We start from the raw sequence: 13909 nt of genomic DNA, 5'->3' as shown, positions 1-13909 counted from the left end.
ATGGAAGTCGAACTGGCGTTCAGCGGCTGGTCGGGCATCTTCGTACTCGCGCTTTACGGCGCGTTGATGCTGGGTGTGGGCCTCTTTGCCTTTCTGCGCAATCGCGGCATGCGCGAAAGCCTCGATGAGTACTATCTGGGTGGGCGCGGGCTTGGGGTCATGGTGCTCTTTTTCACCTTCTTTGCCACCCAGTACAGCGGCAACACCGTTATCGGCTACCCGCCCACCGCCTATCGCATGGGCTATCAGTATCTGGTGTCGGTGCCGTTTTTCATCATGATCATCATGGTGTATCTCTTCTTCGCCCCGCGTCTTTATGCGCTGGGGCGGCGTTTCTCGCTGTTGACGCCGGTGGACTGGATCGAGCTGCGCTTTCGCTCGAAAAAGGTGTCGATTCTGGCGGCCATTCTGATGCTCTACGGCCTGGCCAACTATCTGCTCGAGCAGTTCGTGGCGATCGGGCAGGGTGTGTCGGGACTGACCGGCGGCACCATCCCCTATCAGGTGGGCGTGATCTTTTTCATCATCATCATGGTGGCCTACAGCTGGCTGGGCGGCATGCGCTCGGTGGCCTATACCGACACCATCCAGGGGATCGCGCTGCTGTTCGGGGTGTTCACGCTGTTGATCGGCTCGCTGTACTACTTCGGTGGCCTGCCCTCGGCGGCGGCCAACATGCAGCTCAACGCGCCCGAAAAGCTCAATCCGCCGGACGGGGCCGGGCTGACGCGCTGGTTCAGCCTGCTGGTGCTGGTCGGTATCGGTGCGGCGATCTACCCGCATGCCGTGCAGCGCATCTTCTCGGCCAAAAGCGAGGCCACACTCAAGCGCTCGTTTATCCGCATGGCCTACATGCCGTTTCTGACCGCCGGCGTGGTGTTCATGGTCGGCATCATCGGCATCGCTGCCTTTCCGGGGCTGTCCACGGCCGAATCCGAGCAGCTGGTGGGCATGATGGCCAACGCGCTGGCCAACCAGAACGCCTTTTTCTACTGGGCGATGGTGCTGCTGTTTGGCGGGGTGATCGCCGCGATCGTCTCGACCGCCGATTCGGTGCTTTTGACCTTTTCCTCGATCATTTCCAACGACCTGTACGGGCGCTACATCAAGCCTGACGCCAGCGAGTATCAAAAGGTGCTCGCCGGCAAGCTGGTCGGGCTGGTGGCGGTCGCCATTTTGATCGTGATCGCCTGGTATCCGCCGGCCACGCTCTATCAGATCTTTGTGCTCAAGTTCGAGGTGCTCATTCAGGTCGGCCCGGCGCTGATTCTGGGGCTTTACTGGACACGCCTGAACGCCCGCGCCGTCTTTGCCGGCATGCTGGCCGGCGCCGTCATGGCCGGCGTGTTCACCCTGATGGGCTATCGGCCGCTGGGCATCTATAGCGGACTGTGGGGGCTTTTGCTCAACACCGGTATCTGCGTGGTCGGCACGCTGCTGGCCGGGGCCGACAGGGCCGAGCGCGAGCATGCGCGCAAGGTGATCGGCTTTGAATACTGAGTCGTCGACGAACCGCCCATGACGGCATCGCCTGCAGGTGCTGAAGGAGGACAAAGCCATGACACGCACACTGACTCGAAAGCTGATCGATGCGCATCTGATCTCGGGGCACGCACAGCCGGGCGAGGAGATCGCCCTGCGCATCGACCAGGCGCTGTTGCAGGACGTGCTGGGCAGTCTGGTCATGCTGGAGCTGGAGGCGATGGGCGTTGAGCGGGTGGTGACCGCCCCCAGCGTGCAGTACATCGACCACGCTCTGGTGCAGGCCGACGGCATCAACGCCGAGGCGCATCTGTTTCTGGAGCGCGCCTGCCAGCGCCTGGGAGTGATCTACAGCGGTCCGGGCAACGGCATCAGCCATCCGGTCCACATGGAGTACTTCGGCCGGCCGGGCGAGACCCTGGCCGGCTGTGACAGCCATACCACGGCCGCCGGGGCGCTGGGCATGCTGGCACTCGGTGCCGGCGGCATCGAAATCGCCCAGGCCATGGCCGGCGAGCCGCTCTATATCACCATGCCGGACGTCATGGGCGTGTATCTCGAGGGCACGCTGCCTGACTGGGTCAGTGCCCGCGATGTGGTGCTGGAGCTGCTGCGCCGTCACGGCGTGGCCGGGGCGAAAAACTGCATCCTCGAATATTACGGCCCGGGGCTTGCCGACCTTTCGGCGATGGACCGCCACGTCATCGCCAACATGGGCACCGAAATGGGCGCCACCACAAGCGTCTTTCCGGCTGACGAGGCGGTATACACTTTTCTGAAGGCGCGAGGGCGAGAGGCGGATTTTCGCGAACTCAAAGCTGATGAGGGCTGTGAGTATGACCGTCACGAGCGCATCGATCTGTCGCGTCTTGAGCCGCTGATCGCCCGGCCCTCGAGTCCGGACAACGTGGTGCCGGTCAGTGAGGCCGCCGGCGAGCCGCTGCATCAGGCCTATATCGGCTCCTCGGGCTGCCCGGGCTATCGCGACTTTGCCATTACCGCCGAGATCGTGCGGGGGCAGATGGTCGCCCCGGGCGTGTCGCTGGACATCAATCCGTCGAGTCGCCAGGTGCTGGCCACCCTGACCCGTGACGGCTATCTGGGCGATCTGATCCAGGCCGGCGCGCGGTTACATCAGGCCGGGTGCAACGGCTGTATCGGCATGGGGCAGGCCCCGGCAGCGGGGCGCAACAGCCTGCGCACCGTGCCGCGCAATTTCCCCGGGCGCTCCGGCACGCGGGAGGACAGCGTCTTTTTGTGCAGCGCCGAAACCGCCGCGGCCTCGGCGCTGGCCGGTGTCATCACCGACCCGCGCACGCTGAATCGACCGGCACCGCGCATCGACGAGCCCGAGGCGATGGTGGTCGACCCGCGCATGTTCGTCACGCCACCCGACACCGGCGAGCAGCGCCCGGCCATGCTGGCCACCACCCACACCCCGGCCCTGCCCGAACTGGCGACGCTGTCCGCGCGGATCGAGGCGCCGGTGGCGCTGGCGGTAGGGGACAATATCTCCACCGACGATATCATGCCCGCCGGCAGCCGCGTGCTGCCGCTGTGGAGTGATGTACCGGCCTCGGCCGCCTTTACCTTTGAAGCCATCGACAGCGGCTATGTCGAGCGGGCGAAGGCGAGCCCATCGGGGCACATCATCGTGGCCGGCCACAACTACGGCCAGGGGTCGAGTCGTGAAAACGCCGCGCTGGTGCCGCGCTATCTGGGGCTGGAGGCGGTGATCGCCAAAAGCTTTGCGCGCCTTCACTGGCAGAATCTGGTCAGCTTTGGCGTGCTGCCGCTCACGCTGTGTGATGACAGTGATTACCCGCGGCTGGTCGACAGTGACAGTGTGATCATCGACGCCCCCGGCGAGCAGATCGAGCGTGGGGCCGTTGTTGAGGCGCGGTTGCGCGATGGCACTACCGTGCGGCTCGAGCATCAGCTGAGTGCGCGTCAGCGCGATATTTTAAGGGCGGGCGGGGTGATCAACCATTTGAAGGCAAAGCGCTCGGAGACTCAGGGCTGACTTCGAAGAGTTCAAAAGAAAAGAGACGCGGGCGTTTCACGTGAAACACCCGCGCGGGTCAGGCGATATCAACCCAGGGTCTTTTCCAACACGGCAAAGCGCAGATTATCGCGTTTGGGAATGCCAAAACGCTCGTCGCCGTAGGGGAAGGGCTGGTATTCGCCGGTGCGGTGATAGCCGCGGCGTTCATACCAGTCGATCAACTCCAGGCGCACGTCGATGACCGTCATGCGCAGCCGTTCCAGCGCCATCTCCTCAAGCACCACACGCTCGGCTTCTGCCAGCACTGCCTGACCGATGCCGTGGCCCTGCAGCCAGGGCCGCACGGCAAACATGCCGAAATAGCCGGCGCCGTCCTGCTCGGCCACGTGGGCACAGGCCACCAGCTCATGGGTGCTGTCGCCGGGGCGTTCAGCCACGATGACGTAACTTTTGGGGCGCTCGATATCGGTGCGCAGTACGTCAGGGGAGATACGCTCGCCTTCAAGCAGGTCGGCCTCCGTGGTCCAGCCGCTGCGGCTGGCCTCGCCCCGGTAGGCCGAGGTCACCAGACCCACCAGCGCCGCCACATCCGTGGATGTGGCGAGGCGAAACCGGATGGTGCGGCTCATGACTGCCCCAGCAGGGCAATGTCGGCCACCGCCAGGAAAAGCCCCTGAAGGCCGGCCAGCAGGGCCAGACGATTGCGTCTGAGCGCCTCGTCGTCGCTCATGACCATGACCTGATCGAAAAAGGCATCGACCGGTGCCCTGAGCTCGGCCAGCGCGTCCAGGGTGCGGGCGTAGTCGCGCGCTTTGATCAGCGGGGCAGTTGCCTCGCGTTTGGCCGTGATGGCTTCATGAAGTGCCTTCTCGGCCGGCTCGGCCAGATGGGCGGGGTCGACGTCGGCCGGGATCTCACCGGACTGTTTGGCCAGAATATTGGCCACGCGCTTGTTGGCCGCCGCCAGTGCCTGGGCTTCCTCGCGATGGGTAAAGGCGTGCACTGCGCGCAGACGCCGCTCGAAATCGAACGGGTGCGTAACGGGGCGGGCGCGCACGGCCAGATAGGTCTCGGCACTCATGCCGGCTTCCAGCGCCCAGGCGCGGAAGCGGTCCAGCATGTAGTCCTGCACCTCATCAACGAGCGCTGTCACATCAGAGACGCTGCCATGCTGGCCGGCGGCGATGGTCAAAAGTTCGCGCAGATCAAGATCAAGCTCGGCGCCCACCATGATGCTGAGCACCCCGATCGCGGCGCGGCGCAGTGCGAACGGGTCGCGCGTGCCGGTGGGGCGCTGGCCGATGCCGAAGATGCCGGTCAGGGTGTCGAGCCGGTCGGCAATGGCGAGCGCCTGGCCGGTCGGATTCGAGGGGATGTCATCATTGGCAAAGCGCGGCAGGTACTGCTGGTAGACGGCGCTGGCCACGGCCTCGTCTTCACCGTCGAAGCGGGCGTAGTAGGCGCCCATGATGCCCTGAAGCTCGGGGAACTCGAGCACCATCTCGGTGACCAGATCACACTTGGCAAGCGCGGCGGCTCGCCCGGCCTGCTCGCTGCTGCCGCCGAGCTTTTCGGCGATGGCGCGGGCCAGTACTTCGACCCGGCCACTCTTGTCGGCCAGCGTGCCCAGCTGCTTTTGAAAGACCACGCTTTCAAGCTGTTCGATGCGCGCGGCCAGCGGCTGTTTGCGATCGGTTTCAAAGAAAAACGCCGCATCGGCCAGGCGGGGACGAATCACGCGCTCGTTGCCCTCGATCACCTGACGCGGGTCGCGGCTTTCGATGTTGCTGACGGTGATAAACGCCGGGATCAGCTTGTCCTGGGCATCGAGCAGGTGGAAGTACTTCTGATTGGCCTTCATCGACGAGATCAGACACTCCGCCGGCACTTCCAGAAAGCGCTCGTCAAAGCGCCCGGTCAGGGCCACCGGCCATTCCACCAGCCCGGTTACCTCGTCCAGCAGGGTGTCTTCGATGACCGCCGTGGCATCAAGGGCCCTGGCCTGTTCGCGCACCTGCTCAACGATCAGGCTGCGCCGTTTGACCATATCGACGATGACGTAGCCCGGGGTTTCAAGCTTTGCGACATATTCATCGGCATGAGACAGCTCGATGGACTGATTGTAGTGAAAGCGGTGACCGCGGGTGGTGCGACCGGACTCAAGCCCCAGCAGTTCACAGGGCACCACCTCGTCACCAAAGAGCATGACCAGCCAGTGCACCGGGCGAGAGAATTCCACGCGCGAGGCGCCCCAGCGCATGCGCTTGGGTACCGGCAGAGCATCGACGGCGCGGCGCACGATCTCGGGTAGAAGGGCCGTGGTGGCCTCGCCCGGCTGGGTGTAGCGATGGCCCAGGCGCTCGCCCTTGTCGGTGTCCAGACGCGAGAGCTCACCCACTTCAAGACCGAGCGAGCCGGCAAAGCCCTTTGCAGCCTTTGTGGGGTTGCCTTCCTTGTCAAAGGCGGCGGCCACGGCCGGGCCGAGGCGCTCGATTTGCTGGTCGGGCTGATATTCGGCCAGCCGGGTGATACTGACCGCCAGGCGGCGCGGGGTGGCCAGCGGCAGTACTTCGCCGTACTGGACACCGGCATCACGCAGACCGTTTTTGACGCCCAGTGCCAGCGCGTCGACCAGCTCGGCCAGCGCGCCGGGCGGCAGCTCTTCACAGCCCAGCTCGATCAGAAGCGTGCGGGTGGCTGCCGGAGTGTCGGTGACCGTGGTGTTGTCAAAAGCCATCAGTTCGCTTCCTTCTGACCGAGAATTTCAGCGCGCACTGCCGGCGAGGCCAGTGGGAAGCCGGCTGCCTCGCGTGAGGCGTAGTAGGCGTGGGCCACGTCGCGGGCCAGGGTGCGCACGCGCAGGATATAGCGCTGACGCTCGGTCACCGAGATGGCGTGACGGGCATCGAGCAGGTTGAAGGTGTGCGAGGCCTTGAGCGTCTTTTCATACGCCGGCAGCGGCAGATTGGCCTCCAGCAGCGCCCGGCAGTCGCGCTCATGATGATCAAAGTCGGCAAACAGCGTCGCCACGTCGGCGTGTTCGAAGTTATAGGTCGACTGCTCGCGCTCGTTTTGCAGATAGACGTCGCCGTAGGTGATCGTCGAGCCGTCGGGCGCGCGGGTCCAGATCAGGTCATAGACGCTGTCGACGTCCTGCAGATACATGGCGATGCGCTCAAGGCCGTAGGTCAGCTCGCCCATGACCGGGTAGCACTCGATGCCGCCGGCCTGCTGGAAATAGGTGAACTGGGTGACTTCCATGCCGTTGAGCCAGATCTCCCAGCCCAGCCCCCAGGCGCCGAGAGTGGGCGATTCCCAGTTGTCCTCGACAAAGCGGATGTCATGAATCAGCGGATCCAGACCGAGATGGGCCAGCGAGCCCAGATAGAGATCCTGGAAGTTCTCCGGTGACGGCTTCATGACCACCTGAAACTGGTAGTAGTGCTGCAAGCGGTTGGGGTTTTCGCCGTAGCGCCCGTCGGTCGGGCGTCGCGAGGGCTGAACGTAGGCCGAATTCCAGGACTCCGGGCCGATGGCGCGCAAAAAAGTCGCCGGGTGGAAGGTGCCGGCACCGACCTCCATGTCCAGCGGCTGCATGATCACGCAGCCCTGCTGCGCCCAGTACTGCTGCAGAGCCAGAATCAGGCCCTGAAAGGTTTTCACGTCTGGCGTTGACGCGCTCGTGGATGAAACCGTCATCGGGGAACCACCGTTGGCCCATGAATTCAATAGCCCACAAGTATACAATCAGCGCCATGCGGGTTATAGGGCTGTCTGTCCTGTGACGCCAGCGGCCTTCGGGACAGCGCTCCGAAGTCGTCGCCTCACGAACTCATTGCAGGAGTACGCTTCATGATCGTCGTTACCGGCGGCGCCGGCTTTATTGGCGCCAATCTGGTCAAGGCCCTCAATGCACGTGGCCGCGAGGATATCGTTGTCGTTGACGACATGACCGACGGCACGAAGTTTCGCAACCTGGCCGACTGCCAGATTCAGGACTATCTCGACAAGGACGATTTTCTCGATCGGATCAAGCGCGATGCCCGGCTGCCGCGCATCGAGGCGATCTTTCACGAGGGGGCCTGCTCGGCGACCACCGAGTGGAACGGCAAGTACATGCTGGAGAACAACTTCGAGTATTCGAAGGTGTTGCTGGAGTACTGCCAGACCCATCAGATTCCGTTTCTCTACGCCTCGTCGGCGGCCACCTACGGCGGCAGCGAGGTCTTTGTCGAGGCGCGCGAGCACGAAAAGCCGCTCAACGTGTACGGCTACTCCAAGCTGCTCTTTGATCAGTACGTGCGCGCCCGCTGGGACCAGCTGACCACCCAGGTGGTGGGCTTTCGCTACTTCAACGTCTACGGCCCGCGCGAGCAGCACAAGGGCTCGATGGCAAGCGTGGCCTGGCACCACTACACCCAGGTGATGAACGGCGAGAACCCGAAGCTGTTTGGCGCGTATGACGGCTATGACGCCGGCATGCAGAGCCGCGACTTCATCCATGTCGATGACGTGGTGGATGTAAACCTGTGGTTTCTCGACAATCCGGAGCGCTCCGGCATCTTCAATCTGGGCACCGGGCGCGCCGAGCCCTTCAAGACCATTGCCGAGACGGTGATCGAAATGACCGGGCGCGGCGAGATCGAGTTCATCGATTTCCCCGAGCACCTCAAGGGGCGCTATCAGAGCTACACCTGTGCCGACATTTCGCGGCTGCGCGAGGCGGGCTATGACCGTGAGTTTCGTGGCCTGGCCCGGGGCGTTCAGGACTACATGCACGCGCTGGGCGTGACGGGGAAGCAGGGGTCGTGAGTGATGTGACCCATCGCAGTACCGTCGGTGAGCGCATTCTGGTCGTCGGCCCGTCCTGGGTCGGCGACATGGTCATGGCGCAGAGTCTTTTTATCGCGCTAAAGGCCCATGATCCAGAGTGTGTGATCGATGTCATGGGGCCGAAGTGGTCCGCACCGATGCTTGAGCGCATGCCGCAGGTGCGTCGCGCCATCGTGCTGGAAACCGGTCACGGTGAGACCGGCCTGCGCACGCGCTGGCGTCTCGGGCGCTCGCTGAAAGGAGAATACGACCGCTCGATCGTGCTGCCGCGCTCGCTCAAGTCTGCGCTGGTGCCGTTTTTTGCCGGCACCCCCAAACGGGTCGGCTTTACCGGCGAGCAGCGCTACGTGGTGCTCACCGAGCGCCGGCGACTCGACAAGGCGGTGCTGGATCAGACCGTCAAGCGCTTCGTCGCGCTGGGATTGCCACTCGAGGGCACCTCGGATGCCATCCCCGAGCCGCACCTGCAGGTAGACGACGCGCGCCAGCGCTCGCTCAAAGCGCAGCACGGCCTGGACCGGCCCCTGGTCGCGATGATGCCCGGCGCCGAGTACGGCCCGGCCAAGCAGTGGCCGCTGGCGTATTTTCGCCGGGTGGCCGAGGCGGTCACCCGGCGCGGCCATCAGGTCATCGTGCTGGGCGGGCCGAAGGACCGGGACGCCGGGGAGGAGATCAGCCAGGGGTTTGAAGGGGTCATCAACCTGTGTGGCGAGACCACGCTGACGGACGCCGTTGATCTGCTGGGCGCCTGCGAACAGGCGGTGAGCAACGATTCGGGGCTGATGCACGTGGCCGCGGCGGTCGGCACGCATGTGCAGGCGATCTACGGCTCCTCTTCGCCCAACTACACCCCGCCGCTGACCGGCGCGCGGGATATCCACTGGCTCAATCTGTCATGCTCGCCGTGTTTCGAGCGCACCTGCCCGCTGGGACACACGCGCTGTCTTAACGATCTCGCCCCCGAACAGGTGATCGAGGCGCTGGCCATCGACTGATCCGGGGCGGGTATCAGAGGCCGGGTCAGCGCGAGGTGGTCAAAAGCCGCAGCCCCAGACCGATGAAGACCGTGCCCATGAGGCGATCCATCCACTGCGCCAGGCGCTGGCGCCGGTGCAGCCAGTTGGACAATCGCGCGCTGCCCACAATGACGGCGACCTCGATGGGAATGGCCACGGCCAGCGTTACAAGGCCCAGCACCAGCAGCTGCGTGGCGACCGGGCCGGCCTCGGGGCGCACGAACTGCGGCAGAAAGGCCATGAAAAACAGCGCCGTCTTGGGATTTAACAGATCCACCAGCACGCCCTGACGAAAGGCGCCCCAGGCGCCGGTCGAGCGAGCGCCGGTCTCGACCGGTTGAAACTGGCTGCCGGCACCGCGGAGCGCCTGCACGCCGAGATAGAACAGATAGAGTGCGCCTGCCAGCTTGATCGCGGTAAACGCCGAGGCGGAGGCCATCACGATGGCCGACAGCCCCAGCGCGGCGGCCAGTACATGGCCCATCGCACCGCACCAGAGCCCGGCGCCGGCCGCCAGACCCTCACGCCGGCCGCCGCTGGCACTTTTGGCCATGAGATAGAGCATGTCCGGGCCCGGCGTCAGATTGATCATCAGCGCCGCACTCAGGAAGAGCCCCCAATAGGTGATATCCATGGCCGTTGTCCTTGATGGCGCCGCTGCGGGGGCGCACTGCGTGGGGTTGCGCCCTAGTCGTGGCGGTTGCTGTCCAGCGCCCGGTCCTGGTCATGACGCTCGAGCGCCAGCTCGATCAGACGCGTCACCAGCGCGGGGTAGCTCATGCCGCCGGCCTGCCAGAGCTTGGGGTACATGCTGATGCGGGTGAAACCGGGGAGCGTATTGACCTCGTTGATGATCACCCGGTTATCCGACGTCAGAAAGACATCCACCCGCGCCAGCCCCGCGCACTCCAGCGTTTTGAAGGCCTCCAGTGCGATACGACGAATCTCGTCGCTGGCGGTATCATCGATGTCGGCGGGTACGGCCACGGCGGCGCCGGCCTCGCTGATGTATTTGGTGTCGTAGGAGTAGAAACCGTCGTCGTTTAACACGACCTCGCCGCACGGGCTGGCCTCAGGGTCATCGTTGCCGAGAATCGCGCACTCGATTTCGCGCCCCTTGATGGTCGATTCCACCAGCACCTTGTGGTCAAAGGAGAGCGCCAGCGCCAGCGCCTTTTCAAGCTCGACCGCGCTGGTGACCCGGCTGACCCCCACCGAGGAGCCCTGGTTGGCCGGCTTGACGAACAGCGGCGTGCCCAGCTGCTCGCGCAGATGCTCGAAGTCGGCATTGGCGGCACTCTGGCGGGTGACGGTGACAAAGGGCGCCACGGCGAGCCCTGCATCGCGCAGCAGTCGCTTGGTGATGTCCTTGTCCATGCTCACCGCCGAGCCCAGCACGCCGCTGCCGACAAAGGGCAGGTTGGCCATGCGCAAAAGGCCCTGCAGCGAGCCGTCCTCACCCAGCGTGCCGTGCACGATCGGGAAGACCACATCAAGCTGCTCCAGCGCCTTTTGCTGATCGGGCTCGATCAGCTGCGCCTGCTCGCGCCCGGGCATGACGGCCAGATCACGCTGGGAGTGATGCAGCGCGATGCGGGACGGGTCATCGGCATTGACCAGATAGTGATCGGCGTCACTGACGTGCCATTGCCCCTGTTTGTCGATACCGATCAGCGTGACGTCAAAACGCTCGCGATCCAGGGCGTCGACAATATTGCGGGCGGACTGCAGCGACACTTCATGCTCGGCCGATTTGCCGCCAAAGATGACCCCAACCCTGATTTTTTCCATGACCCCTCCGATAGGACGCGTTCTCAGTGCGCGCATGATGCCACGTTCAGGCGCCGCTGTGCGTGCTCAGCGCGCCTGGTCGGTATCGGTCTTGAGCAGCCCTGCGTAAAGGGTGCGGTAGCGACCGGCCATGGCCTCGGGAGTGAATCCCTCCAGGCGCTGACACGCCCCGCGGGTCAGGCGGGCGCCGCGGTCGGGGTCGCTCTTGAGCGCCAGCACCGCGTCGTGCAGGGCATCACTGTCGTTGGGCGGGATCAGCACGCCGCTGTCATTGTCGATGACGATATCGGGAATGCCGTCGACGTTGCTGGCAATGATCGGGACTTCGGCGTCCATGACGTCCAGAAGCGTCGAGCCCAGCCCTTCGTTGCGCGAGGGGAAAACGAACAGATCCATCGCGGCGAGATAATCCCCCACGTTGGACTGAAAGCCTTCCCAGACCACGTTATCGAGCCCCTCGCTTTCACGTTTGAGACGCGCTTCGTCCTCGCCGCTGCCCAGCATCAAAAACACGATGTCGGGATGGGTGTCGGCCAGCCGCCTTGCGGCCTCGATGATCAGGCTCTGTCCCTTGTGGCGATCCACCAGGGCACCGGCATGGCCGATCACATAGCGTCCTTCAAAACGGTTTTTGAGCGTCTCGACCACGGTCGCGTTACGCGTGAAGTGCGACAGCGCGCTGGGGATGCGTGTCACCGGGCACCAGTGGCGCGCCTCGAGATGGGCCTCGATGGGCGAGGAGATCGCCACCGCCGTGGCCGCACTGCCGTAGGTCCGGCGATTGAACCACTTGTCCTTGATCGGCTGCGGCACGCGGCGAGTCAGGATATAGGGCGTGCGACGCAGCTTCGAGTGCCACCAGGCCCAGTGAACGGCGCGGGCCTCGTGGGCGTGCACCAGATCGACCTCGGGGACATGTTTGTGGCCGACCCACATCTGATGGGCGCTCACAAGCGTTAGCCTTTTGACGCCGGACAGGGCCTGGCGCAGCGGGGAGTCCTGGCGGCATACCAGCGTCTGGGTGATGTCATGGGCGGCCAGCTGCTCGATCAAAAGCTGGGTCTGGCGCTCGCCGCCGCGGAAATCTCGCGCCAGGTTGACGTGACAGATATGCAAGGAATCATTCACCTGTAGGAAATCGATGGGCCAAGGGTGACGCATGACACGGCGCCGGGCCAGTGATGAGGGCGGGGCGACGTCGAGGGCAGGGAGGAATCATCAACGCCGCACAGACAGGTCTACCAGACCCGATTGAAGTCTTCGCGCTCGCGCACCTGCGGGTCGCGCTGAAATTCCAGCAGCTTGGCGTATTTCAGATAGGCGTTGATGCCGGCCGACAGCGATACCGACAGGCCGTCCAGGCCCGCCATGAAGCCGCGCTGAAACAGATACTTGCGCACAAAAGCGTTGGCACCGTGGATCAGCGGAGAGCAGGCGTTCACCTTTTTGCCCTTCAGGTACATGATCTTGGCGGCGCGGGTGGAAAAGCGCCCGCCCGCCTTGGTGAACAGTTCGGCCAGATTGGCAAAGGAGTAGTGCTCGATATCGACGTTCAGCTCGCAGGGCGTTTTGGCCTGAACGCTTGCGTGCTGGCGCGACTCGGAAAAGCCCGTGCGCTCGCGGTCAAAAAGTCGCAGGCAGTAGTCGGGATACCAGCCGCAGCGTTTGACCCAGCGCGAGCCGATGAAGTTGCGCCGGCGCAGGGCGAAAGCGTCATGCGAGGTATCAGACAATGCCAGCGCGCTGATGGCAGCGACCGCCTCGTCGGTGAGACGCTCGTCGGCGTCCAGCGACAGGACCCAGCGGTGGGTGGCGGCCTTTGGCCCCACGTTCTTCTGCGGGCCGTCGCCCAGATAGGGCTGCTCGATCACCCGGGCGCCGAAGACCCGGGCCCGTTCGCAGGTATCGTCCGCCGAGCCCGAGTCCACCACGATCAGCTCATCGCACACGCGTGCCATCGAAACCAGGCAGGCCTCGATGTTCGCCGCTTCGTTGAGCGTGATCACCACACCGGTGATCGGCGCTCGTGCAGCGCTTGTGCTCATGGGCGCGCCTCGGTGTCATCGTCGGGGAGGCCGGTGGTGTCACGCTCGGTCGGGTCAACGCTGTCATCGATGGCCGGCCCGTTATTGCGGTCGCGCTGAGTGGCGGCCTCACGGGCCTCGGGGACCGGAGTTGCCGGCTCGCCCATCAGCGCCTGGCGGTCAGCGTCCTGCGAGTGAAGCACGGCGGTCTGATCGGTATCGGTGGCGATATCGATGCCCACGCTTGCCATCAACAGCACCGGCATCAACAGCACCAGACTCCAGACCGGGAAGGTGATGCGCCGCGCGCGCGCCATGATGCGCCAGGACAGCCACAGCTCGACCAGCGCGATCAATACCGTCCCGCCACCGGTGATGGCCCACTGGACGGTAGACAGCGCCGGTTTGTCATCGCCTGACAAATCCACCAGATGCGCGCCGACGGCGGCAAAGAGCTGGGTGTCCAGCCACAGCGCCCCCAGTCCCAGCGTACCGAGCACGGCGCACGGCCAGATCAGCAGACGCCGCTTTAAAAACAGCGACAGCAGCGCCGGCAGCAGCCAGATCGCCACGGCCAGCGTGCCAAGCGCCCCCAGCCAGGCGCAGACCAGCCAGACGATGCCGAGCGCCTCCGGCGGCATGTCGATCATCGGCAGATAGCGCAGCGACAAAAGCCAGGCAAATATCAGATTGAACAGGGCAAAAAAGGCAGTGGCGCGCAGTCGAAACCGCAGGGAATCTTCACTTGAACGAGGCAT

12 protein-coding genes are annotated in these 13909 nt (G+C 64.4%); 4 read left to right on the top strand and 8 right to left on the bottom strand.

All coding sequences use genetic code 11. The features are described 5' to 3' along the window. Both ACS92L_RS12265 and ACS92L_RS12260 read left to right on the top strand, forming a co-directional pair. Positions 1-1500 (top strand): sodium:solute symporter family protein, encoded by a 1500-nt coding sequence (locus ACS92L_RS12265; protein ID WP_438765213.1) that lies wholly within the window; start codon positions 1-3, stop codon positions 1498-1500. Between the two features lie 58 nt (positions 1501-1558). Continuing rightward, positions 1559-3505, top strand: coding sequence for an aconitate hydratase (locus ACS92L_RS12260; protein ID WP_438765212.1), 1947 nt, complete (start codon positions 1559-1561; stop codon positions 3503-3505). Between the two features lie 68 nt (positions 3506-3573). On the opposite strand, the gene ACS92L_RS12255 is transcribed toward ACS92L_RS12260, so the two are convergent. The 3 genes from ACS92L_RS12255 to glyQ are packed head-to-tail and all read right to left on the bottom strand — an operon-like array spanning position 3574 to position 7186. Further along, positions 3574-4116 carry a GNAT family N-acetyltransferase gene (locus ACS92L_RS12255; RefSeq protein ID WP_438765211.1) on the bottom strand — a complete coding sequence of 181 codons (543 nt, stop codon included), beginning with the start codon at positions 4114-4116 and terminating at the stop codon, positions 3574-3576. After that, positions 4113-6224: a glycine--tRNA ligase subunit beta gene (gene glyS, locus ACS92L_RS12250; protein ID WP_438765210.1), complete on the bottom strand. Its 2112-nt coding sequence runs from the start codon at positions 6222-6224 to the stop codon at positions 4113-4115. The genes ACS92L_RS12255 and glyS overlap by 4 nt, the downstream gene beginning before the upstream one ends. Beyond that, on the bottom strand, positions 6224-7186 hold the full coding sequence (glyQ, locus tag ACS92L_RS12245; RefSeq protein WP_438765209.1) for a glycine--tRNA ligase subunit alpha: 963 nt from the start codon (positions 7184-7186) through the stop codon (positions 6224-6226). Before glyQ ends, glyS begins: the two co-directional genes overlap by 1 nt. 153 nt (positions 7187-7339) lie before the next feature. Here glyQ and rfaD point away from each other — a divergent pair, with 153 nt between their 5' ends. Together rfaD and waaF are read left to right on the top strand one after the other, a co-directional pair. Beyond that, entirely contained in the window at positions 7340-8299 is a 960-nt protein-coding gene (gene rfaD, locus ACS92L_RS12240) for an ADP-glyceromanno-heptose 6-epimerase (RefSeq protein WP_438765208.1), read from the top strand. 68 nt (positions 8300-8367) lie between these two features. Next, positions 8368-9315 carry a lipopolysaccharide heptosyltransferase II gene (gene waaF, locus ACS92L_RS12235; RefSeq protein WP_438768473.1) on the top strand — a complete coding sequence of 316 codons (948 nt, stop codon included), beginning with the start codon at positions 8368-8370 and terminating at the stop codon, positions 9313-9315. A 25-nt stretch (positions 9316-9340) separates the two neighbouring features. Here the strand turns inward: waaF and ACS92L_RS12230 are convergent, their stop codons facing one another. The 5 genes from ACS92L_RS12230 to ACS92L_RS12210 all read right to left on the bottom strand — a co-directional run bounded on the left by ACS92L_RS12230 (position 9341) and on the right by ACS92L_RS12210 (position 13909). Further along, a complete protein-coding gene (locus ACS92L_RS12230; RefSeq protein WP_438765207.1) occupies positions 9341-9970 on the bottom strand; it encodes a LysE family translocator in 630 nt (209 codons plus the stop codon). 53 nt (positions 9971-10023) lie between these two features. Then, positions 10024-11127 (bottom strand): D-alanine--D-alanine ligase, encoded by a 1104-nt coding sequence (ddlA, locus tag ACS92L_RS12225; RefSeq protein ID WP_438765206.1) that lies wholly within the window; start codon positions 11125-11127, stop codon positions 10024-10026. 66 nt (positions 11128-11193) lie between these two features. Continuing rightward, positions 11194-12243 (bottom strand): glycosyltransferase family 4 protein, encoded by a 1050-nt coding sequence (locus ACS92L_RS12220; RefSeq protein WP_438765204.1) that lies wholly within the window; start codon positions 12241-12243, stop codon positions 11194-11196. Positions 12244-12365: 122 nt separating this feature from the next. After that, positions 12366-13172 (bottom strand): glycosyltransferase family 2 protein, encoded by an 807-nt coding sequence (locus ACS92L_RS12215; RefSeq protein ID WP_438765203.1) that lies wholly within the window; start codon positions 13170-13172, stop codon positions 12366-12368. Further along, positions 13169-13909, bottom strand: coding sequence for a DUF3413 domain-containing protein (locus ACS92L_RS12210; protein ID WP_438765202.1), 741 nt, complete (start codon positions 13907-13909; stop codon positions 13169-13171). Before ACS92L_RS12210 ends, ACS92L_RS12215 begins: the two co-directional genes overlap by 4 nt.

Origin of the sequence: Kushneria halocnemicola (genome assembly GCF_965650455.1) — a bacterium.
GTDB lineage: Bacteria > Pseudomonadota > Gammaproteobacteria > Pseudomonadales > Halomonadaceae > Kushneria.
Note: the sequence above shows the minus strand (reverse complement) of the source record. Positions and strands in the feature narration are given on the sequence as shown.

Excerpts from the sequence above, each read along its gene's own strand:
- ACS92L_RS12265 (WP_438765213.1), top strand. The coding sequence starts at position 1 with ATGGAAGTCGAACTGGCGTTCAGCGGCTGGTCGGGCATCTTCGTACTC.
- ACS92L_RS12260 (WP_438765212.1), top strand. The coding sequence starts at position 1,559 with ATGACACGCACACTGACTCGAAAGCTGATCGATGCGCATCTGATCTCG.
- ACS92L_RS12255 (WP_438765211.1), bottom strand. The coding sequence starts at position 4,116 with ATGAGCCGCACCATCCGGTTTCGCCTCGCCACATCCACGGATGTGGCG.
- glyS (WP_438765210.1), bottom strand. The coding sequence starts at position 6,224 with ATGGCTTTTGACAACACCACGGTCACCGACACTCCGGCAGCCACCCGC.
- glyQ (WP_438765209.1), bottom strand. The coding sequence starts at position 7,186 with ATGACGGTTTCATCCACGAGCGCGTCAACGCCAGACGTGAAAACCTTT.
- rfaD (WP_438765208.1), top strand. The coding sequence starts at position 7,340 with ATGATCGTCGTTACCGGCGGCGCCGGCTTTATTGGCGCCAATCTGGTC.
- waaF (WP_438768473.1), top strand. The coding sequence starts at position 8,368 with ATGGTCATGGCGCAGAGTCTTTTTATCGCGCTAAAGGCCCATGATCCA.
- ACS92L_RS12230 (WP_438765207.1), bottom strand. The coding sequence starts at position 9,970 with ATGGATATCACCTATTGGGGGCTCTTCCTGAGTGCGGCGCTGATGATC.
- ddlA (WP_438765206.1), bottom strand. The coding sequence starts at position 11,127 with ATGGAAAAAATCAGGGTTGGGGTCATCTTTGGCGGCAAATCGGCCGAG.
- ACS92L_RS12215 (WP_438765203.1), bottom strand. The coding sequence starts at position 13,172 with ATGAGCACAAGCGCTGCACGAGCGCCGATCACCGGTGTGGTGATCACG.
- ACS92L_RS12210 (WP_438765202.1), bottom strand. The coding sequence starts at position 13,909 with ATGCCTCGTTCAAGTGAAGATTCCCTGCGGTTTCGACTGCGCGCCACT.